General features: G+C 52.6%; 18 protein-coding genes and 1 pseudogene. 5 read left to right on the top strand and 14 right to left on the bottom strand.

The features are described 5' to 3' along the window. From OU26_RS05640 to OU26_RS05665, 6 genes are all read right to left on the bottom strand, one after another. A partial coding sequence (locus OU26_RS05640; protein ID WP_033498975.1) for an ATP-binding protein occupies nucleotides 1-1193 on the bottom strand: 1193 nt, incomplete at its 3' end. Then, entirely contained in the window at nucleotides 1183-2952 is a 1770-nt protein-coding gene (locus OU26_RS05645) for a DUF6119 family protein (protein ID WP_026646060.1), read from the bottom strand. The genes OU26_RS05640 and OU26_RS05645, both read right to left, overlap by 11 nt. Further along, nucleotides 2939-6586: a BREX-1 system adenine-specific DNA-methyltransferase PglX gene (gene pglX / locus OU26_RS05650; protein ID WP_026646061.1), complete on the bottom strand. Its 3648-nt coding sequence runs from the start codon at nucleotides 6584-6586 to the stop codon at nucleotides 2939-2941. Before pglX ends, OU26_RS05645 begins: the two co-directional genes overlap by 14 nt. Then, complete coding sequence (gene brxC, locus OU26_RS05655; protein WP_026646062.1) at nucleotides 6583-10242, bottom strand: BREX system P-loop protein BrxC; 3660 nt, start codon at nucleotides 10240-10242, stop codon at nucleotides 6583-6585. The genes pglX and brxC overlap by 4 nt, the downstream gene beginning before the upstream one ends. Nucleotides 10243-10333: 91 nt before the next feature. Further along, nucleotides 10334-11041, bottom strand: a complete 708-nt coding sequence (locus OU26_RS05660) for a DUF1788 domain-containing protein (RefSeq protein ID WP_026646063.1) — start codon at nucleotides 11039-11041, stop codon at nucleotides 10334-10336. Between the two features lie 18 nt (nucleotides 11042-11059). Continuing rightward, nucleotides 11060-11746, bottom strand: a complete 687-nt coding sequence (locus tag OU26_RS05665) for a DUF1819 family protein (RefSeq protein ID WP_026646064.1) — start codon at nucleotides 11744-11746, stop codon at nucleotides 11060-11062. 216 nt (nucleotides 11747-11962) lie between these two features. Here OU26_RS05665 and OU26_RS10300 point away from each other — a divergent pair, with 216 nt between their 5' ends. The 3 genes from OU26_RS10300 (at nucleotide 11963) to OU26_RS05675 (ending at nucleotide 14284) form a co-directional block, all read left to right on the top strand. Beyond that, entirely contained in the window at nucleotides 11963-12127 is a 165-nt protein-coding gene (locus OU26_RS10300) for a hypothetical protein (protein WP_003826148.1), read from the top strand. 141 nt (nucleotides 12128-12268) lie between these two features. Then, nucleotides 12269-12715: a hypothetical protein gene (locus OU26_RS05670; protein WP_026646065.1), complete on the top strand. Its 447-nt coding sequence runs from the start codon at nucleotides 12269-12271 to the stop codon at nucleotides 12713-12715. Nucleotides 12716-12817: 102 nt separating this feature from the next. Then, the gene (locus OU26_RS05675) at nucleotides 12818-14284 is read left to right on the top strand and encodes a hypothetical protein (protein WP_026646066.1); all 1467 of its coding nucleotides are present in this window, start codon (nucleotides 12818-12820) and stop codon (nucleotides 14282-14284) included. A 60-nt stretch (nucleotides 14285-14344) separates the two neighbouring features. Here OU26_RS05675 and OU26_RS09680 read toward each other — a convergent pair whose 3' ends face one another. The 4 genes and pseudogenes from OU26_RS09680 to OU26_RS10635 form a co-directional block, all read right to left on the bottom strand. Beyond that, nucleotides 14345-14737, bottom strand: coding sequence for a HepT-like ribonuclease domain-containing protein (locus OU26_RS09680; RefSeq protein ID WP_051592896.1), 393 nt, complete (start codon nucleotides 14735-14737; stop codon nucleotides 14345-14347). 8 nt (nucleotides 14738-14745) lie between these two features. Further along, on the bottom strand, nucleotides 14746-15099 hold the full coding sequence (mntA, locus tag OU26_RS05685; RefSeq protein ID WP_051592897.1) for a type VII toxin-antitoxin system MntA family adenylyltransferase antitoxin: 354 nt from the start codon (nucleotides 15097-15099) through the stop codon (nucleotides 14746-14748). Beyond that, on the bottom strand, nucleotides 15096-15212 hold the full coding sequence (locus OU26_RS10630; protein ID WP_254879486.1) for a type II toxin-antitoxin system PemK/MazF family toxin: 117 nt from the start codon (nucleotides 15210-15212) through the stop codon (nucleotides 15096-15098). Before OU26_RS10630 ends, mntA begins: the two co-directional genes overlap by 4 nt. A 76-nt stretch (nucleotides 15213-15288) precedes the next feature. Then, nucleotides 15289-15414, bottom strand: a pseudogene (locus OU26_RS10635) (type II toxin-antitoxin system PemK/MazF family toxin); the annotation flags it as partial. Between the two features lie 133 nt (nucleotides 15415-15547). On the opposite strand from OU26_RS10635, the gene OU26_RS05690 reads away from it, so the two are divergent. Both OU26_RS05690 and OU26_RS05695 read left to right on the top strand, forming a co-directional pair. Next, entirely contained in the window at nucleotides 15548-16366 is an 819-nt protein-coding gene (locus OU26_RS05690) for a metallophosphoesterase (RefSeq protein WP_026646067.1), read from the top strand. A gap of 173 nt (nucleotides 16367-16539) precedes the next feature. Further along, nucleotides 16540-17250 (top strand): SDR family oxidoreductase, encoded by a 711-nt coding sequence (locus OU26_RS05695; protein ID WP_026646068.1) that lies wholly within the window; start codon nucleotides 16540-16542, stop codon nucleotides 17248-17250. A gap of 124 nt (nucleotides 17251-17374) precedes the next feature. On the opposite strand, the gene OU26_RS05700 is transcribed toward OU26_RS05695, so the two are convergent. From OU26_RS05700 to tnpA, 4 genes are all read right to left on the bottom strand, one after another. Continuing rightward, complete coding sequence (locus OU26_RS05700; protein WP_026646069.1) at nucleotides 17375-18031, bottom strand: ECF transporter S component; 657 nt, start codon at nucleotides 18029-18031, stop codon at nucleotides 17375-17377. A 263-nt stretch (nucleotides 18032-18294) separates the two neighbouring features. Next, nucleotides 18295-18849, bottom strand: a complete 555-nt coding sequence (locus OU26_RS10515) for an RNA-guided endonuclease TnpB family protein (RefSeq protein ID WP_237743742.1) — start codon at nucleotides 18847-18849, stop codon at nucleotides 18295-18297. Beyond that, on the bottom strand, nucleotides 18846-19466 hold the full coding sequence (locus tag OU26_RS10520; protein ID WP_237743743.1) for an RNA-guided endonuclease InsQ/TnpB family protein: 621 nt from the start codon (nucleotides 19464-19466) through the stop codon (nucleotides 18846-18848). Before OU26_RS10520 ends, OU26_RS10515 begins: the two co-directional genes overlap by 4 nt. Then, complete coding sequence (gene tnpA / locus OU26_RS05710) at nucleotides 19463-19906, bottom strand: IS200/IS605 family transposase (protein WP_026646070.1); 444 nt, start codon at nucleotides 19904-19906, stop codon at nucleotides 19463-19465. Before tnpA ends, OU26_RS10520 begins: the two co-directional genes overlap by 4 nt. Nucleotides 19907-20101: the final 195 nt, after the last annotated feature.

Consider the following 20101-nt stretch of genomic DNA (forward strand, 5'->3'; position numbering starts at 1 on the left):
ATAATCCCGTCATCAGAAACTGTCTCTGATTCATTGCGATAGATGTTGATGCGCAGATCCGTATCACCGCCAAGAAATTCCGGTTCCGGCAATCCGGCATCGCGAACCTCTTGCATGACACGCAGAATACCGCTTCCCCAATGTTCGATGTATCCCATGTATTCGAAAGCGGAAGCCAAGGCCTCATTACGTATCTTCGAATAGCCCTGCTTCATACGTTCAATGGTTTGCCCCATCGGCAGACGCCCCGGCGAGGTGATCTCCAAGCGATCATCATAGATTGCGATCTGAATGCTCGAACGATCGATATAGCTGCGATGCACTATTGCGTTGACGATCAGTTCTCGAATGGCATCCGGCGGAATCTCGTACACATCCTGCCGGTACACGCCCTTGAACCGGGCTCCCATATGAATGTTGCGCAGCACATACTGGTAGGACTCTTCAATAAGTTTCTGTGGCGTGCCGGAAAACTCCCTACGGTCCACGAATATGGCCTTGGTGCTTCCTTTGAACACCCCGCATTGCACTACGGAACGAACGGCCTCATTGCCCGTCAGAATCGCATAGGAGTTAGTAGGAGCCAATCGCCCGTCTTGTTCCGTCAGCACGCCCCACTGCAGCAGTTGCTTCTCTGTGACGGTTTTGACCTTTTCGGGGTCTTCGGCGTTATCCTTCGCGGTTTTCGTCAGACTTGCGCATAATGCTTCAACGTCTTCCTCCGTTATGGACAATCCAAGGCATTGCACCTGGTCGAAACTCCGATTGCTACCTTCAATAGTCAATTCCCGGATAGTAGGCTGATCGGCCTGACGCGTGGTGCCAGCTACACGAACGAACGTTCCTTGTTCCTGGCCGAGCGACTTGATATGGTACGGACGCTGCAAACCGGGAGCGATTTCAGCCACAATGACTGTCTTACCGTCCACGTCATGCATGGTGATATCGGGGATGATTAACGGCTCGCAACTATTGACAATGGCATCCGAAATAGAGTCCATTACCGTGAACACTTTGTCCTCGGCAATACCAGCCACACGGAGTGTCTGATCTTCAACGCCGAACACCAAGCATCCGCCTTGTCCATTGGCAAACGCCACTGCGGTTTTGGTGTAGTTGATGCTCTTGGAGGGAGGCATGAGCTTGTATTCCACATTCTTGGATTCGCCATTCAACAATGTCTCAATGCTCATTAGGCGTTTGCCCTTCTGAATTATTTATACGGTCAATCCAATTCAGTTTTGTATCTATTCCCATACGTTTCAGCTGTTTTTTAACAGAGCATAACGCGACCTTACTGAAAAAGGGAAGATCATGGTTATGACTGTCTTGCTTGGGAACGATGGCGAAGACGACATCATGAATTTGATTCTGATTCAACAGGAAATTCTCAACTGAGGAAAGTCCCTCTTGTTCGCCAATCTGCATGATTCTTTCATTCACTTTTTCTGCGTAATCGGAAGCATCCCTCTCCATAGAAGCTGAAACAAGCCCTTGATTAAACAAGTGGCTCATTGTTGCCGAGCCCGAGTACCGCTTTATATGAATTCTTTTGCCATCATCAGCAAGCACGTCACAGAATTCAATTCGGCTGCGACCACCACCATACGAAATTAATCTTCTATCCATTAGAAGAAAGTGGTTGGGAAATTCCTTGACAAGAGCTCTCTCAAGCTTATAGTTATAGAGTCCTTCTTTTTCTAGCTTTATCTTATTCCCGTCAAATCCATCGACCAGTTGTTCTTCATCGCAATCTTGAGAATACGGAATGAACTCGATATCCGATTCGTTCGTATCCATAAAGTCTTCATTAATTCGATTAAGATAATCAGAGCGAATCTCATACCAAGCACCATCAAGCACACAATATGATTTCCCATCATATGTCAAATCGCCAACAAGACACTTATGCGCTTGCCAACGTTGATAAGGCAAGCCATTTTCTCTTGAGATGGCAGTTATTCGTTTATTTTTAAGTTGATCAATAGAAGTAAGAGGGTTTTTAAAAGAACGAAGTACATCTGCTAAAAGTACATCATCCTGAAGAATGGGTTCTTTATTCTCATCAGTTTGAGATCCAATTTGAAAACCTTCAATTCTGTCCCAATCAATAATATCAGGAACTGCCATCCATAAATCATGCTGACTATCATCTTCATAGCTGTAGTCTGCGATTTGCCGAATCGACTCTGCCCATAATTTTTCTTCTAGAGCTGGATCTTTTACAGGAGCGATGTTGTCGACCCAATCAAAATCTTGTTTGTAAGTTTCTTGACAGAATAATTCATAGAGAGATTTAAGGAATTCTTGCACATTATCTATATCGATTTCTTTTGTAACAGCAAGAGAATCACCACCAGTCACCGTTCCACACAGCAACTCATCTTCTCCACATTTAGCCGTTACCTGACTTAGCAAATTCCTTTCAGTGTCGATTGCAAAATCATCGATATCCCCTATTCGGGACAACTGTTCACTTGAACGCTTGGCACTACCCGAGACATCAGCGAAATGAATCGCCCTCAATGTATCATTCTTTACAGAGTTAAGCACACATTTCAGACCAAAACGTTCCTCGATGGCGGAACGATTGATAAGCGTACGGCCATATCCAAAAGTAAGAACAAAGTAACGCTGACTATCTCTCCCACCTGACGAAATAGTTTCATCTGCTTCTACACCAAACGAATTATTCCCAACAATAACCGGAACGACAAGGGCCGCTCCAATATTAGCAACTCTAAGAGATTCACTTCCTACTGCTGAATTAAAGAAAGTATCAACCCATCCAGGCTCGTGCGGTTTTGCGGAACGGGCGAACAGTTTATAACTCTCATGCCCCTTGACCTGCAACTCAACAATACGGTTACCATCATCTGAGGCAGGAGGAATAATCTCTCCTACTGGAAAATCTTGTTTTATCAGATAAATGCTGAGCTTATTCTTTGCCATTGCTGACTTCCTTGTCTTTTTCCTTCAGTGGATGAACGGGCCAGGTCCAGGTGGAGACTTCTTTTCGCTTTCGCTCGATGGAGGGAATGGCACGAAGGGCTTTGCCCATGCGCAGGTAGTTCACCAGCACGCCGTCGTCCAAATCCATTTCCAGATTACGGGTAGCCAGCGGGTACAGGGTCTGATCCTCATAGTCCTTGCATTCAAGAATGGCTTTACGGAGTTTGGCGGCCTGTTTCTTGTCCGCGGTACGGTCGGAACGCTCCAAGCTATCGGCGATGTCGGCGATTTTGTTGGCATAGTCACGCAGATAGTTGAGCACCACGTTCGTGGTTTTTGGCGTATACCGATGCAGATACACGAGCGCCTTGAATGAGCCTTTGTTGCTGGTTTGGCTGGAGTACTGCCAGTAGATCGGACGATTCGAGTACATCTTCACGTGGTCGTTGTAGAAATCATTCACGAAATACTTGCGGATACTCTTGCCCAGCACCTGCTCGATATAGGCGATGTTCGCGGCCAGATCCTCCTTGCCGAACGCCACGGTAAGGAACCTGCGGAACCGTGTCACGATATCATCTTCGAAGCAGTCCGTCTCCGTGACAGGAATGACATTGTCCGCGTCCGGCTCGAATGACGGGTTCGGAATCTGTGCATGGTAGTCATCAAGTGTTTCACCCTGCGATGCGAGAATCAAACCAGGCTTGTCGAGCGAATACCTGCCGAACATGCAGCCCACCGCATACGAAATGAGCTCCTTGACGACATCTTGAGCGAATTTCTCGTTGCGCACTTCCGGAGTATCCTTCGGATATGCGAACGCGACGTTACGCTTCAACGACACGCGTTCCAACGGCACGTCACATGGCACATCATCACGCACGCCATACGCGTCCGCCACAGCTATGTTGTTATCAATCTCAAGCTGCTGCTGTTCCGAAGCAATCATTGCCCAATACGAGCGAACATTCTTAACAAGCTCTTCTATGACGCCAGATGAAAAGTCTGTCTGTTCCTCATCAAACAATATCGGCTTACTGAAATTCCATGAAATTTCTTGAGTGTTCCAATCATCTTTAGTATTCTGAATCAAATTATCAATTTTTAAAGTCCAATTTCCCGGAAGAAGATTGGCAATCGGCAACTTCGCAACTTGTCCAACTTCAAAATGCAGAGTTGGAGCCATTGCAGCTAGAAGCTGACCTGTTACCGAAGCATTGCAAATTGCAATGAGTTTATCTCTATCCAGTTCGTCTTTAGGGAAGAGACAATCACCAACATGGCTGAAAATGAAACCTTCTGGATAATACCGGAATGAAGGAGTCCCAGAAGATACATTGGACCACGATACTGAGGACTGGAAATAGAATTGTGGATTCCTGATAACTGATTTTGGCTTGAAATCATACAATTCTTGACCATTGTTTTCCCAATTAATCACATAATCTTGGTTTCCATACCATTTGCGGTATTCGCCACCTTTGTTATAGGGAAACCATTTATCGCAAACCGGAGTTTTTCTGTCCTTTGCGTTATCAGGCGTAAGCTTCGATTTGGATTGCGAAACTTCCCACCATTCACGAATGAAGCGATTATTATCAGCGGTCGCAAGCCCCTGCCTTGGTTTTGCAACTTTTTCAAGCTTATCTCCCTTAGTGAAAGCCTCAAGCATGGGTTTGCTAAGCCAGTAAACGATTGGCACACCGGGAATTTGCGCGAACTCGTGCTGGTCCACCTCGAAAAAATACTTGCGCATACCCGAATGGGCAGATTGCTCATTATTGTGCGCTTCGATAATTTCCAATGCACGAGGACCTTGCTGCTTCGCTCCTACAAAATCACTAAGTCTGACAAATGCACCCTTCCTATCGCTGCGACCCTTTCCTAGAGTGAAAGTACAAATAGGCACGGTGGCACCTTCGAATCCGGAATATTCCAGTTGAATCAATGAACTGATGTGTTCCTGTCGGATAATCCGTTGACGCATCTGCTCATAGGAAGATATGAACATCCACACGTAAGGAGTCATGAAGCCAAGCTGCCCATGCTTAGGCACCAACTCAAACAGTCTATAAATGAATGCCGCAAAGAGATCAGCCTTGCCATCCTCATAATGGTCCTGCACGAACTGTTTGAGCTCGCCGCTCATATTCTTTGCGCCCATATATGGCGGGTTCGCCACCACTGCCGCGTATTTACGTGCAAGGTACCTTGTTTGAGTAAATACGTCCTCTGCATGTTCACGCAGAAGAGGGTCGAACAACGTATCGATGTCATCCTCGCTTTCCGGTGATGACGCCGCCAATTCAACAAGCTCCTGTGGCGGCTGAATCAGCGAACCATACACGTCCGCCTTCGCATAGGTGTTCCATACCGTGGAGTCCAGATTCACCTGGTATAGGTCATTCAGCTCGGCGACTTCGTCTTCCTTGAACGCAATCGGCGCAATGCGCTGAATATTCGGCTCCACCTGTTTCTTGAAGAATCTACGGGAACGGGAACGAGCCTTCATGGTCAGAGCGAAGGCGGCAAGGCTTGCGGCTCGTTCATCGATTTCCATGCCGTACAGGTTGTGTTTGAGAATCAGGCCGGGAATATCACTCGGCGCATACCCCTCCTCCTCGTAGATCTCATACAGCAGGTCGAATGCGTAGGTAAGTATGTGGCCGGAACCGCATGCGGGATCGCATACGGTCAGGTCTTCCGGAGTCCGGATTGCGAGAATATCCTCGTTCCCGACGGAATCATTCTCTGAAGGCCAGATGTAATAATCCCAGTTTTTGTGCAGCTGGCTATCCGGATGCGACTGCATCCAAAGCCTGCCAACCGTGTTCTGCACCAGGTAGCGCACGATCCAATCAGGCGTGAACAGCTGGGTGGCGGCGGGAATCTCATTGGCTCCGGCTTTGTGGTTCTTCTTGAACCCGTCCATCACCTCGTTCTTGCGTTCCGAAATGTAGTATTGGTACAGCCAGCCGATGATCTCCACATTGCCAGACGGATCGTCAACGCCGCAATCCTCCGGGGTCATGATCTCCACCGCATTCCTCAACACGGAACCCTCGGCGAGCAGATCGGCTGGCATGAGCAGTTCATCCACTCTGCCGGCTTCCTTGCCGACGTTTTCGAACACGAACGGCAGGTTACGATTCCAGAACCGGCATTCGGATTGCAGCAGCAGGCCATAAGCCACGCCCTGCGGATCATCTGCCAAAATGGAACCACTCAGCAATCCTTCAATGCGCTCTTTGGCCTTATCATTCACCCGCAACGAGAACACCCTGCTGTCATACTCGCCTCGTTTCGCCGCTGCAAGCACTTCCGGCAGACCATTCGTGCTGGTCAGACCGGCTGGAGAGACCACCGGCGTGCCGGTGAACCCGTGCACATCCATGTAACGGAACGCGATGATGCGGTTGAACCACCGGTACGCATAACGCTCCACCACATGCTTGCGGCCCTCTACGCCGCCACCGGCACGCTCGATCTCACGCTGCAGAAAAGCGAACGCACGCGGGTCGTCAACCTGGGCGTCAGAATTCGGCACCAATGCGGCGTCAAGCCGGGCCCTCACCGCATTCATGAGCTGGCGGCGCGCATCCGTTGCGAAGGCTTGCAGTTTCGACGTGTTCATAGCAGGATCTTCTTTCCATTCTCAATGGCGGCGATAAGCTCACGGCGGTAAGCATCAAGGAAGTCATCCACATCATCCTTGGTTTCCAAAGCGTCCTTGGTGTGAGGCCTGCTGATGGTAGCGAACGACACGGCCACGCGCGGGGTTTCCTTTTGTTGCGATTCAGGAATGTTCGCATCCATCGGCGTAGTAGCTGTAGCAGCCTGCGCCTCTCCTGCGAGCGCGGTCTTCGGTCTCGGCGCGGAGGCTGCTAGCGTGTTGATGAGTTGCGGGTAAGTGCGTTCGCTCAGTTCGTGTACGCTTTCGCGCATTTTGTAGATGAACGGTATGCGCTGCATGCGTTCCGCCACTTGGTCCAGTTCTGTCTCGACCTTGGCTTGCGCGGCTTGTGTTGCATGCTGATATTCGGTGGAATCGTGGATTCTGGCGCGAATATCTTCCACGTCGTTAAGCGCGTTGGCGCGTTCGGTTTGGATGGTTGCGTCTGTTGCCTCACGCAGATCGTCAATGGCAGTCTTGAATTTATTGGTTTTGCGGAAGATGTTCGGGTCGTTTGCCAGCTGTTCCGCGGATTGGTACAGGCTTGCTGCCGTAGTGCCAGATACATAGTCGATGTTTGGCTTGTTGTTTTTCAGCCATTCCAATCCGTCTGCAAGAATCCTGGATTGGGAACCGTTGAGGAAAGCGACAATCGGGTCGATTACGTCTTCTTTAAACTCGAGCAGTTCTTCGGAACCGTTTTCGGTTTCTTGTGCGGTGAAATCGCCAAGCAGCCAGTCCTCACCCATTCCGGAGGCATAGTTGATTTTCTCAATGGCCTTGTCGAGCTGCTGCACAAAGCCGAATCGGGCATTGCGCACGCGCAGCTGGGTCAAACTCTCCGCCTCCCACTTAAGTCGCGTGGTAACGGCCTCCGCCAGATCAATCGCATTCGATGGCAGGTCCGCGGCGGTGAGCCCAAGGAAATCCCTGGCGAAGTCACGCAGCTGTGAAACTTTTCTCGTGTCGAATACGCGCGGTAGATCCACTCGGATGGAGTCCTGCTTTTTCGTTTCCCTAAGCACGCGGGCGGCCTCGCTGCGCTGCACCGGCTTGCCGTCCAGCGTCAGCGTGATTCTGTCGGAACCATACAGGTGGCCGATGCATGCGAGCGTGGCGGCGTACGGCCAACCATAGGGAACGCTGCCGTAGGCATCAAGAAGGCTCTTGACGGTGGCGACCATGCCTTTGCCTTTGTCACGACTGACCGCGGCGAACACATCATCGGCGGGAACGTCGAGTTTGTCTTGCACTGCGTTCAAGCCGTCGAACGTGCCAGGCTGATGCTGTGTGGCGTTCATGATAATCCGGGCGAGATCCGTTTCCTCATATCGTTGCCCGCCGAGCAGGGAGAAGTTTGTGTAATACCGGCCGATAAGCGTTCCAAGACCTTCCGCCATACGGGCCTGCACCTCGGTGGATTTCACTTCCACAGTTCCGCCGTTATAGTCGAACTCGCCATTGGCCGCGGCTTTGACGATGCGGGTACGCAGCTCCGTGTAAAGCCTTTCATTGGCGACGCTCTTGCGGGAGATGATCTGCTGGCGCACTTCTGACTGGCTGTTCTTGTCGGTGCGCATAAGGTACGTATAGGTCTTCACGTACATGCGCAGGTCGTCAAGCAATGTTTTGTCGGACATATCCAACAGCAAAGTGATGGTGTCGCGCATACCCATGCCCATGCGAATGGCATCGGCACGGTCCTGCGCATTGGTCGAAGTGACCACGTTCAACCAGATGGGCTGTTGCGCGGACTGTTGCACCCCATCGATGCGCAAACCATAGCGGAACTGGGCACGCTGTTCGCCGTATGCCACGGTCATCTTGCCGAGCACGTCGCTGACCAGGATCTTCTTCAGCTCGTCGATTTCCTTGCTGGAGTCGATGTCCGTGCTTTTGATCTCCTGCTCAATATCCTGCTCTTCGTTGGTCAGGTAATTGTAGGTATCTCCCACACGCTGCACATACGTGTCTTTTTCCAACTCTCCCAGAACATACTTGATGTTCCGTTCCAGTTCCATCACGTCCATGTCGAACTGGTCGGTCAGCAGAATGCGCAGGTTATGCGGTGTGGTGGGGAATCCGTCGACATGCTTGACCAGCAGCAGCACCTTCAGCAGGCGCACACCCAGTTCTTTTATATCGGAGCCAAGTCTCTTTTCGGCTTGGTTGATGCGGAAGTTCGAGGTTGATTGGATGGCGTCGGCGATGCCGTCGTACAGTTTGTCGAACGGCATCAGGGCCCCGACCGTCTCATTCTGACTGGACCGCAGCGTGCTGCTGATGGTGGAAAGCATGGACCGTTCACCCACGGATGCGTGACGCCCGGAGAACATGTTGTACCGGCTCATTTCCCGCAGCACGTTCTGGAACAGCTCGAACTCATAGTTCACGAACGGGTACGATGCGATGAAATCGTCTTTGCTGTATGCCTTGTTGCTGCTGAATTTCGAAGTCTCACGCGTGAATTCGAACATGGTGCGCAGGTTCGCATTCTGCTCATCCCACAGCTCGTTCATCACCGACTCATATTCCGGTTTCTTGGTAAGCAGGCGCTTCTGAATGACCTCCACCACGTCAGCACTGTTAAGCTTCAGCTTGATGGAGAATCTGCCCTGGATCTTCGAAAAGTCATAGCTTTGCTGCTTGGTCCGATCACCGACGATGGTATCCATGTCTTCCTGAGAGGTGACCACTACCCACGCACGCCCGTTGGTCTTAACGGCAAGATCCTCGGCAATGGATTGCAGGGACAGCATGAGCTCCCTGTTCTCACCGATGAACTGGCCAACCTCGTCCACGAGGAACAAGATACGGCGGTTCGGTTCCTGATGGGACAGCCATGCGTTCACGTCGTCTGCGAAATCGCCGACCGTCATCGTATACGTATCCTCATAGCGCTGGATGATGCTGTCCTGCTCCGGCTTGCCCGTCACCGCGGCATAGGCTCCGCAGATCTCATCATCCCATAGCACGGCCTCGTCGCGCCCCTCGCTCCACGGTTTGCCAGCCGCTTGTTCGAATTCATGTTTGAAATCGTCAAGGTAGCCGTTGTTCGCCAGATCACGTTCGAATTTCGCGACAAACGGATTCTTGCCATAGAAGCCACGCGCCTCATCGAATACGCGGACAAAGGCGTACAACAGCGCATCAGAGGCATTGGATTTATCTGCCTTCTGATCGATGTTAAACAGAATCGACGTGGCAGGAATCGTCAAGGTCTTCTCAAGCTGCCCTGCAAGCATCTGGTCATCCTGCGATTCGGCTTTGCCCATAAAGGTACGAACAATCTGCTCACGATTCATGGTCGGCTTATTGCCCTTGTCGACGAGTTCGGCCGGAACCTCGCCCAAAACGTGTGACAGCATCTTCAATAAGTGCGATTTACCAGAACCGAAGAAACCGGAGATCCATGCGCCATTCTGTTCGTGGTTCGACGGGTCGTTGTATGCGTCAAGGAATTTGGCCAGATTGCGGCAAATCTCCTCCGTCAGCACATACTCATTGACCTCATCGTCAAGGTTCTTCTCATCATTGGCCTTGATCACACCATTGATATTGCGGTCAATGTCCTTGCTGAACAACTCCTTGAAGCTGATAGCGCTTTCCCCGTTCATCTGCGTTCCCTTCTTCTTTGAACGAATACTTCGCAAGCGTTACTCGCATTCCACCTGAATTGGCAAAACAACCCTTAGGCCGTCATTCCTGTCATTCCTCCAGTCGCACACTCATCTCACGCAGATTTTGCGCACGATAATAATTATCCCCAGGCAAACAGTTGAACAGCGACATGACCGATCCTGAAGTAGCGCTTCTTGTGAACGTACCCGGATAAAACAGCACCAATGGGCGATCATCGATGCGCCCTTGCAACGCGTTAAGCAGTGTATGCGCACGAATATACGGGTAGACCTTGCCGATTCCCGTAATGAATACGATATTGGCTCCGCCCTCGCTCTTGGCCTGCTCGTAATGATCACGAATGGTATCAGGCAACTGAGCCGTATCCGCGCCCAACACGTTATCGAGCAGTCCTAAAAACTTATCCGTATGCGCATCCGACGAGACTTTTCTGTGGCGTTTTGCCTCCCTGTTAAGCACACGATCCAGAATGCCACGATTACCAAGAATCTCCAGAACAACATCGAATAAATCCAGAGTGAGCACCTGCGGAGCATAATCGCCATCATATTTCGGCGTCATCGTCTGCAGCTGACTCACCAATTGCCTGATATGTTCGGCGACCTCAAGCTCCTGCCTAGGCGGATAGTCATAAATATAATAAGGCTGCTCACCGGCCAATCCACTATTGGTCCGGAATGAACGGGACTCCATGATCTCGCGCAAATGAGCGAAATCAGCATCAATGTCACGGTGCTCATCGGCAGCTTCAACGCCTGCGATGAAATCGGTCATGCTATCCCCCATTCGTACTCACAAGGATGATTCACGCATCGGGAAAAACCCGAACGAATCTGGTCTCTTCATAAGGATATCCGCCAAAGAAGGACTGGGTAGGAAGGAAACCACCGTGTTGGAATTTTTATCGAACAGATGGGCCTCAACCATGGCCTTGAACAGATTGGACCGGAGTTTCTTCGCCGTGCCCTCGCTTATGTTTTCCAGTTCGGGATGCCATGTGGCTTTGTCCGCAATGAACCGATCATAATCCTCAAAGTCCAGATGCGTATTGCCGGTAAGATAATGCTTTTTAAGTACTTCGCCGGCGAATTCTCCGACGATTGCGTAATAACGGCACATCGCGGTCCACATAAGTGCCTCGCGGTCGGATGTGGAGGAATCCGGGCCTGCCAAATATGCAAGCTCCCCAACCGTGAGTGCACTGAGCCGCCTAGTAGTTTCCGCCACAACGCGCCTGTTCGCGGAATCCGTGCGAATCGCAAGAACATTTTCCTCGATGGCCTGTTGGCGAATCGCAACAATGGACTTGCCCACCTCGGTTTGGGGAGAACGCTCAGCATCGCCGCCGCCTACATGATTCAGATGATTCAGATACATTTCCGCAAGCGCCCGGCCCTGCGAGGCAAGAAGTCCGCCGACAGTGAAGGAAAGCCGGTACCGCTCCCCCTGCGTCGCTTCCGCACCGTACGAGCCCGCCATGCGTATTCCTCCCTTTGCTAAGACATCAACGTTAAGACACAAGAATATTTCAGAATATTCCTAGGTCTGGAATAATCACGACATCCAAGTCATGCCTGCAACCCCTCACCGCATCATTTTGAAACCTCTTCCGATATTTACTGTTCAGCATTCTGGCAACAAGTAATATAGGTAGTGCACAAACTTAGAACGAGCTGAAGTCGAAGGAGACACACCATGTTCAGTAAGGTCCGAAAAACAAGAAGTGATTGCACTGTTGATACCTATGAAAAGAAGCACGATCTTCCAACTGGCACCATTCGAAACACAGACGGAAGAAAGGCCCGCAAGGACAAAAAGCTTGCGACACTCCGCAAAGAAACCGGGAAGGATTTCCGCTGAAAATCTGCTTCTGGAGACGCGGCATCCCCCGAAAGACGTCCCAGGCAGAAGACACGCAACGATGTTTTCAGACAACATCTGATCCGCCTTTTCTGAACTACACTGTTCCTAGAAGAGTTTCCGTGTTGAAAGGGGTAACCGATGACGCGCAAAGGTGGGTCTCTGAAGGGGATCGTCACATCGGCGGCGACCTATGCCGTCAAAACGGCGGTCGATATCGCGGTCAACCCGGAGAACATGCAGAAGGTGGCGCAGCTTGTCAGCGAGCAACAGGTAGGCAGCAAACTCAAGCAGGCCGCCACGAACATGCATCTGCCTGCCGCCCTTAGCCCATCAGCAAGAGTCGCCAAGCAACTTGACACCATCGAGGAGACACTGGAGCAATATGCCGACCAATTTCCCGTAAACGCACCAGTCGAACGATGGAAGAGCACCCTGCAAAGCCTTCGTCTTATGGACACCATGAACAGATCCACAACCGGCAGCGAGCATAAGATCCGCTTGGAAAAGCTCCAGGCACAAACCGAGGCCCTGTTCAACGAGATCTTCCAGGCTCTCGACTCGGGCGATGCCCAGATCGAAGACTGACCACTTCCCCACCGCTTGCATACCTGTTCCCCGCCACTCCCAAGCGCATCAACGCACTTACCGGTCGTATACTGCTACCAGGTGGATTTGAAGGGAATAACCATGATCGACGACGATTCCAATGAACTCATCCCATTCGAAGGCGGAGACGGTGATGCCGATGCCAGCACCGGGAACAACAATCCAGACGACACGCAAAGCGTCACCATCATCCAAGACGAACAAGGCATCGTCTTCCTCGGCGACGCCGGTACCATAGATCTCTGGCTCAAGGACGAAGGCTTCGATTCCAAAGCATTCAAAGCCAAAGCCGTGCAGACCATCTCATCGGCCAGCAAAGGCGCACAGGCAGCCGGCAATGCCATGGCCGAAAGCGGACGCTGGGTAAAACTCACCAAGGAATCGGCCGAACTGGTTGCCAAATACGGCAAGAACTGTAAGAAGGGACCGTTCCAAGCCGGTGTTGTACGGCAACCGAACGGGCGCATCATCAAACATTTGAAATTTACCCAGCCTGGGCAACTCAACCCCGCTTTACTCACCGGTATCAGCGGCGTCATGGCACAGATGGCACTGGAACAGGCCGTCTCCGAGATCACCGATTACCTGAAGGAAATCGATGCGAAGCTCGACGACCTGCTGCGCGACCAGAAGGACCAGACCGTCAGCAAACTCGCCGGAATCTCCCACATGATTGACGAGACCATGCTCATCTACCAGCAGGTCGGTTCGATCAGCGAGACCACATGGTCCAAGGTGTCGGGATGCCCGCAGGGCATCGCCACCATCCAGGCATATGCAATCGCCAAAATCAAGGGACTCACCGAAAAAGTAGAACGTGAGCAGGATCCCAAGCAGGTCCGCCCGCTGACCCAGCAGATTCGACAGGAGATCCACCAGTGGTTGGGCATGCTCGCTTCTGCAGTCAGGATGCAGGATCAGGTCTCCTGCATCGAGCTCGCACGCGTATGCCAGGAGGAGCCGGAACAGCTCGAAGCGCACAAGAAGGGCATCGTGCTTGCCAGGAACAAGCGTCTTGCGGAAATCGAGCAGTCACTCAACGCATTGGGTAGGCAACTGGAAACGAAGGCTGGAATCGTAGGCGGGAAGGTGCTGCTGAACCCATACAGTTCGCCTCATGCCATTGCCAACATCGAAAGCATCACCAGCGATCTCAATGTATTCGCCAGCACATTGCAACTTGAGCACATTCATCTGCATGTCGAAGACGGTCCCACTTGGATTCAAGCCGCGGGCAAGGTTGTAGACGACACCGGCAAGGCCTTGCAGAACGCCGGGCAGCAGACCGCGCACGCCGTCCAAGACGCCGGCAATGCGATAGCGAAGGGCGCTCAAGATACCGGTGCCGTCGTTACCAAGGGAATGCAGGACGCCGGAAATCAAGCCTCACACATCGCGCAGGATGCGGGCAACGCCATCGCGAAAGGTGCCCAAGATGCAGGCGCTGGAATAGCAGACGGAGTGCAGCAGCTTGGCAAAGGCATCGCCAGCGGGTTAAAACAGCTCCCGGAAATCAAACTGCCCAAATTCGGGCGGGGCAAGAAATAAGCCGGAGAATATGGAAACAACCCAACACAAGCTGGAATGTCATATTCAGAACCTTTCCCCTCAGATCCGCGGCACATCAAAAGGATCCTTCCCTGTAAGCTGCACCTGCGCCTGTTGTTCCACATATGGTTGTAGAATCGCCAACACCTCCGGTACTTCATGGGTTACGGCATAGTACAAGCAATCAAAATCAAGTCCGTCATAATCATGGGCGATCCAGTCGCGCATGCCACTCACTCCACGCCATGGAACACCGGATTCCGATTCACGGAATTCTTTTGAGAGCTTCCTGGTGTGCTCTCCTGCTCTGGCAATCACCATAGCCACGGCATTCTGTTTCTCATCATTCTCAGCGAATTCCTCAGCGCTTAGCCCTCCAAGGAATCGTTGCGCATCATGAAGAGCGCGGACTATCGCGACGATATGCAAGGCATCTTTTTCCGTCGTTTTCATAACACACCTCAGATAATGCGGAACATCGGATTGGAGGTTATGGAATTGACGAATATCACACGCTGCATTTCAGCCAGTCTGTCCTGCAGTTCAGTGGTAATGTATCGTTTTTTCACCAAGTCGATCTCCCGACCAAAAGTCGATGCAAGATCATCACGCAAAGCCCACTCATCAATCATTGGATTGGCGGTGTCGTCAAACTGATAGATGAAATCGATATCCGAATCCGCATGCCCCTCCCCTCGAGCCATGGAACCGAACAGGTACAGTTCATTGACATGATGCCGCAGCGCGATAGGACGAGCAATCTCCGCTATCTGCTGCGGCATAGCGACCCGCGAAATCGCATCAAGCGCTTTCATAGAGCTAGAACATGTGCAAGTTTCTTTTCCACCTGGCGCATGACATCATCTTCCAAAATTCCAATGCGTTGGCCCAATGCCAAAGTGTGCACTGCAAGAATCTTCTCCGTCATCACCCAACTTTTTAATCAAACCATTCTGCGTAGTAGGAGGAACTTTAACCCGGGTAGTCATATCATTCGACGTAAAAGAAGTCATCAGGCATACCACGGTAGAGTCAAAACCCTCGATTTCGTCATTCTGCACAACGACAACCGGCCGAGGCTTTTTCGCGTAACCATCAGCCAGCACAGTCCAGATTTCACCCCTCCTCACCAACGCTCATACTCGCCATAATCGCCAAACGGTGCCACAAATAAGCCAACAAGCGTTTTTAGAGGACTATTCGTGTGATGTTGCGCTCTATCATTGATAAAGGATCCAGCAATCGCATACCGTAAGGAATCACATGCGCTATTTCACTTCGGACACGCATTTCGGCCACCCTCTGGTCACCGCACTGCGCGGATTCCTGAACAATGGCAGGCTCCGCACCGAATACCGTGATGTCTGGCAGGCGCAGGGTCGCGCCGCCGCGCACGCATGGATCAAACAATACGTACGCGACAATCAGACGTCGTTCAAAGCCATGTGCGACATCGAACGCCATGAGAATACCATCATCGGCAACATCAACAAGCTCGTTGGACGCGACGACGAACTATGGATTCTCGGCGACCTCTCCTACCGATGCACCGTCGAGCACACGCTTGACTGTCTGCACCGCATCAACTGCCGGCATCTGCACATGATCATCGGCAACCACGACCGCAACTTCCGGCTCCGCTCCAACGACGTGTTGTATGCGGACGTGTTCGAAACCATCGACGATTACCGTGAGATCGATATGACGCTGCCGCTGCTCGGCGATTCGAGCGAGTCCACGGGCCGGACCGCACCTCAGACCACGCTGCAGACGGTTGGCATGAGTCATTTCCCGCGCTTGTCGTCAATGCTGCAGGAACATGACGATTGGCCCGGGAACTGGAACGAGTTCGCGGATGATGCGCCCGACTGCGAGGGTTGGCTGCTATATGGTCACACGCATCAGGATGTTCCCGACGGCACCGACCCGCGTTGCGTGAACGTCGGTCTGGACGCGTGGAATCTCAAGCCCGTAAGCGAGCGGCAGATTTTCGAATGGTTCATGGATTCGATTCAGCAGAATCCAACGTCAGACGGCTCCATACCCTGTGTTCCAGCGCAAAGGCAGAAAGCCGCCCGTTGAATCCGAAACGCCACGTCGTCACAGAGGAATCGCTCACGGACACCATGCCAAGCTCTGGATTCCGGTCAGACGGTATGATGGCCACGATAAAACGTTGCCCGAAGAATATTGCGACAGGACAATGTCCTACAAGCCAATCGGCATAGTCCACGAAGACAAGCAAGGAGACTGACATGTCAGCAGCCGAAGGAAAGCACATCGCGATCGTCACCGGAAGCGCCCTGGGTCTGGGCTATGAGCTGGCGCGCCAGCTCATCAGCAAGGGTTGGCTGGTAGCCGGCATAGACTTCAACGCCGAACGCCAGGCCGAGCTTGCCGACAGATTCGGTTCCGACAGCTATCGCGCATTCGTCGGCGACGTTTCCGACGAGACCTTTGTGAACGACGCCATCGCCGAAATCGCGCAGCTCGGCCATATCGACCTGTTGATCAACAATGCCGGCCAGCCCTCGTTCAAGGTGCCGACCGGCTACGTCGCGGCCGACGTGGACAAGTGCCTGAAGGGCCTCAAAGGCATGATCCTGTGGAGTGTGGCGACGTTGAAGGCCTGCGGCGAGCAGAATCTGAAGATCGCCAATGTGATGAGCACCGCCGCCACGCGCGGCAACGCCAATGAATCCGTGTACTGCGCGACCAAGTGGGGCGAGAAGGGATACACGCAGAGCCTGAAGGCCGCCTACAAGGGCACGAGCGTGAAGGTGGTGGGTGTCTACCCCGGCGGCATCGACACCGATTTCTACCGCGACAGCCACGATTACGTGTCGCTCGACAAGCAGCATTCCTTCATGAGCCCGGCCGAACTCGCCGAGGTGATCCTGTTCAATCTCGTCAACGAGGCGAATCTCACCGTCTCCGACATCCTCATCGAGCGCAACTACCGATAAGCCCCACCCGCGGAGCCTTGGCGCTTCTCGAATGGCACACGGTTCACCAGATCGGCCACGGTTCCACCCCGACCGTCCCACAGCCCAACGTGCGAAGCGGCAGGAACGGAACCATCCGGGACATTCACCGTCCGGAGGCGAAGCGGCCCAGGACGCCGGATCGCGCCAACGCGCGGCACAGACCCCATGAGCCGAAACCTGCGAACACCAACGCGCTCAACAGCTCGCACACGGTGCCGATGAGGCCGCGTGGGCTGAAGAACGAGAACGCCTGATAGTAGAAGAACAGCAGGTAGAAGTTGTATACGATGCCGATCGCCATGGCCGACAGCAATGTGACGCCAAGCGTCCAACGACGGTAGCGGAACAGGGCGAACACCGCTTCGGCAGCCACCGCCTGCACGAGCGCGATCACCACCAGGCTCACGCTGTATTTCGTGCCGAGCACCACTTCGATGAACGAGGCGACCAGAAGCACATAGGCGGAGGCTCCCGGCTTGCGCACAATCAGCAATCCAAGGGTAGCCGGGAAATAGAACAACGCGTGCAGCAACGCGGCGGAGCCCGGAAGAATCAGCGTCAGCAGCGGGAAAAGACCATACGACAGACCATCAAACACCCAGAACATCACTCCCGACATCACGCCGACCGCCGCGCCGACGGCGATGTCGACCACACGCCATGCAAGCGTTCCGCGTGTTTCCTTCGACGTTTCCCGGGAACGTCCCGCAGCCTTCGCATCCGTATCATGGGCAATCGTTTTGGGGAATGGCTCCGCCATAATGAATCCTTCTCTCGGTCGATGCCGCGCACCGTGAATTGGAGATCGCGGCGTTCACCGTGGGCCGCTCCTCGACCTGCGCAGCCCGGGCAGGAGCGACATGCGACATTATACGAGCGGCTCGCATCTTGACACTCCCGTGGTTGAAACCACGGGATTCCTGCGAACTGGGCTTGCTTGCACTCGGGCGTTAGGTCCGAGTGCAGCGGCTTCCCATATCTGGCAGGCTATCCCCGATTGTCGGTCGGTTCCTCTTTTTGCGGTCATTGTCCGGTTTGGTTGAGGCGAAGCGCCTCGTCTCGAATGTTCAGCGCGGCGTTCACATCCCGGTCGTGCTTCCGTCCGCAATGTTCGCACACCCATTCGCGTTCCGACAGCCGCAGCTCCTTGTACTTGTGTCCGCAGTCGTGGCAGAGTTTGGAACTCGGGTAGAACCTGTCCACCCGGATGAGCGTGCGCCCGTACCGTTCGGCCTTGTATGCGAGCTTGTCCACGAGACCGCTCCACCCGTCGCGGAGTATGGAACGGTTCATCGCGCGTTTGCGCGACTGTCCGTTACGCATGGGCTTGCCGTTCGCGTCGAGCTTCTTCTTCGCTTTTCGTGTCATGTTCCGCACCATCAGGGTTTCCATGCCGATGAATTGGTTCTCTTCAATCAGCCTGTGAGATGTCTGATGTTGGAAGTCTTCACGATAGTGGCGGAGTTTCGCATATGCTTTCGCTACGTTCTGCTTCTGCTTAAGGTAATTGTTTGACCCTTTCCTTCTATGGGATAGTTTGCGTTGCCCGCGTTTGACGCGTTCCTCCAAAACCTTCATACGGTTGGGTAGTTGATTTTCTCACCGGTGGATAGTGTGATGAAATCCTTAACCCCGGCATCTATGCCGATTTTGCCTTCGACCGGCTTCTTCGGTTGAACGTCCACGTTGAACAGGAGCACCAGATAGTATTTGCCGTTCTCACGTCTCACCGTCCAGCTCGACAATGATTCGACCGGATAGCGCAAACGGTCACGTTTGCGGATTCTTACAGAACCAAGCTTCCTTGACAACGGATACCGGTTGCCGTCCAAACGCCGTATGGGCATACTGTTCCGAAACGATTGGACGTTGTCAATTTTGGAAGCGAAACGTGGACGGTTTTTACCATACTGCGCCTTATGAAAGTAGGCGGATCGGGCTTTGCGAAAATCCACGATGGCGTTGCTCAACGCGTTCGATGGTATGGGACTGTCCCTCAACCATTCGTTCGCATTCTTCATATCCGTCACATTCGGATACGACGGTTTCGGATTGGACTCCTTGTCATACGTGTTGAACGCCCCGACCTGCTGATTGTAGGCGAAACGCCTGTCACCGAAGCAACGCTCCAACAATAAGGCTTGCGTCTTGGACGGTTTGAACGGGATGCGTTGGGCCGCTTTACGCATGGTCATCGCTGTTCACGCTCCTTCTCCCGTTGACCGTCGATATATTTCGCCACCGCTTGTTCGTTGGTGGCGCCGATGCTTTCCGCGAAATAGCTGGGAGACCATAGGCTCCTTTCGCCTTTCCGACGCCAATACTGGCTTTTCAGTTCGGGATGCATGGAGAACAGTCTGAGGCTGGACGTGCCTTTCAGCTGTTTGACGATGCTGCTCACGCTGATTTTCGGCGGGGCGGACACGAACAGGTGGATGTGGTCGTCCAATCCGACCTCCATGTGGGGGATACGGTAGCCGTGCTCGTCGGCTATCTCCTGGAGGATGGCCTTCAAATCCGAGTCGATTCCGTTCTTGAGCACCTTGCGACGGTATTTCGTGCACCAGATGATGTGGTAGTTCAGATTATATACCGAAGTCCTACCATGTGTAAACCGTTCATCGCTTGTGCTCATAGGAATAATTGTAGCACATCCACTACCATGTGCATAATCGGGAACGCCCTAACCCGGCATTGGAATACCGGGTTTGCGGGCTAAAAAATTCATCAAAAAAAACAAAACGCCATCTTCCGGAAAAATGCGAAGGAATCGTCTACATCGTACGCAACGCATCGATCGGTCCCGCCTTTTCGTTTACTCTTGGACAGG

This window comes from Bifidobacterium ruminantium DSM 6489 (assembly GCF_000770925.1).
Classification (GTDB): domain Bacteria; phylum Actinomycetota; class Actinomycetes; order Actinomycetales; family Bifidobacteriaceae; genus Bifidobacterium; species Bifidobacterium ruminantium.

Coding starts and splice junctions, on each gene's coding strand:
- OU26_RS05670 (WP_026646065.1), top strand. CDS start 12,269: ATGACGCGCAAAGGTGGGTCTCTGAAGGGGATCGTCACATCGGCGGCG.
- OU26_RS10515 (WP_237743742.1), bottom strand. CDS start 18,849: ATGAAGGTTTTGGAGGAACGCGTCAAACGCGGGCAACGCAAACTATCC.
- OU26_RS05695 (WP_026646068.1), top strand. CDS start 16,540: ATGTCAGCAGCCGAAGGAAAGCACATCGCGATCGTCACCGGAAGCGCC.
- OU26_RS05660 (WP_026646063.1), bottom strand. CDS start 11,041: ATGACCGATTTCATCGCAGGCGTTGAAGCTGCCGATGAGCACCGTGAC.
- OU26_RS05665 (WP_026646064.1), bottom strand. CDS start 11,746: ATGGCGGGCTCGTACGGTGCGGAAGCGACGCAGGGGGAGCGGTACCGG.
- OU26_RS10520 (WP_237743743.1), bottom strand. CDS start 19,466: ATGACCATGCGTAAAGCGGCCCAACGCATCCCGTTCAAACCGTCCAAG.
- pglX (WP_026646061.1), bottom strand. CDS start 6,586: ATGAACACGTCGAAACTGCAAGCCTTCGCAACGGATGCGCGCCGCCAG.
- OU26_RS05690 (WP_026646067.1), top strand. CDS start 15,548: ATGCGCTATTTCACTTCGGACACGCATTTCGGCCACCCTCTGGTCACC.
- OU26_RS05645 (WP_026646060.1), bottom strand. CDS start 2,952: ATGGCAAAGAATAAGCTCAGCATTTATCTGATAAAACAAGATTTTCCA.
- tnpA (WP_026646070.1), bottom strand. CDS start 19,906: ATGAGCACAAGCGATGAACGGTTTACACATGGTAGGACTTCGGTATAT.
- OU26_RS09680 (WP_051592896.1), bottom strand. CDS start 14,737: ATGAAAACGACGGAAAAAGATGCCTTGCATATCGTCGCGATAGTCCGC.
- OU26_RS10630 (WP_254879486.1), bottom strand. CDS start 15,212: ATGACGGAGAAGATTCTTGCAGTGCACACTTTGGCATTGGGCCAACGC.
- mntA (WP_051592897.1), bottom strand. CDS start 15,099: ATGAAAGCGCTTGATGCGATTTCGCGGGTCGCTATGCCGCAGCAGATA.
- OU26_RS10300 (WP_003826148.1), top strand. CDS start 11,963: ATGTTCAGTAAGGTCCGAAAAACAAGAAGTGATTGCACTGTTGATACC.
- OU26_RS05700 (WP_026646069.1), bottom strand. CDS start 18,031: ATGGCGGAGCCATTCCCCAAAACGATTGCCCATGATACGGATGCGAAG.
- OU26_RS05675 (WP_026646066.1), top strand. CDS start 12,818: ATGATCGACGACGATTCCAATGAACTCATCCCATTCGAAGGCGGAGAC.
- brxC (WP_026646062.1), bottom strand. CDS start 10,242: ATGAACGGGGAAAGCGCTATCAGCTTCAAGGAGTTGTTCAGCAAGGAC.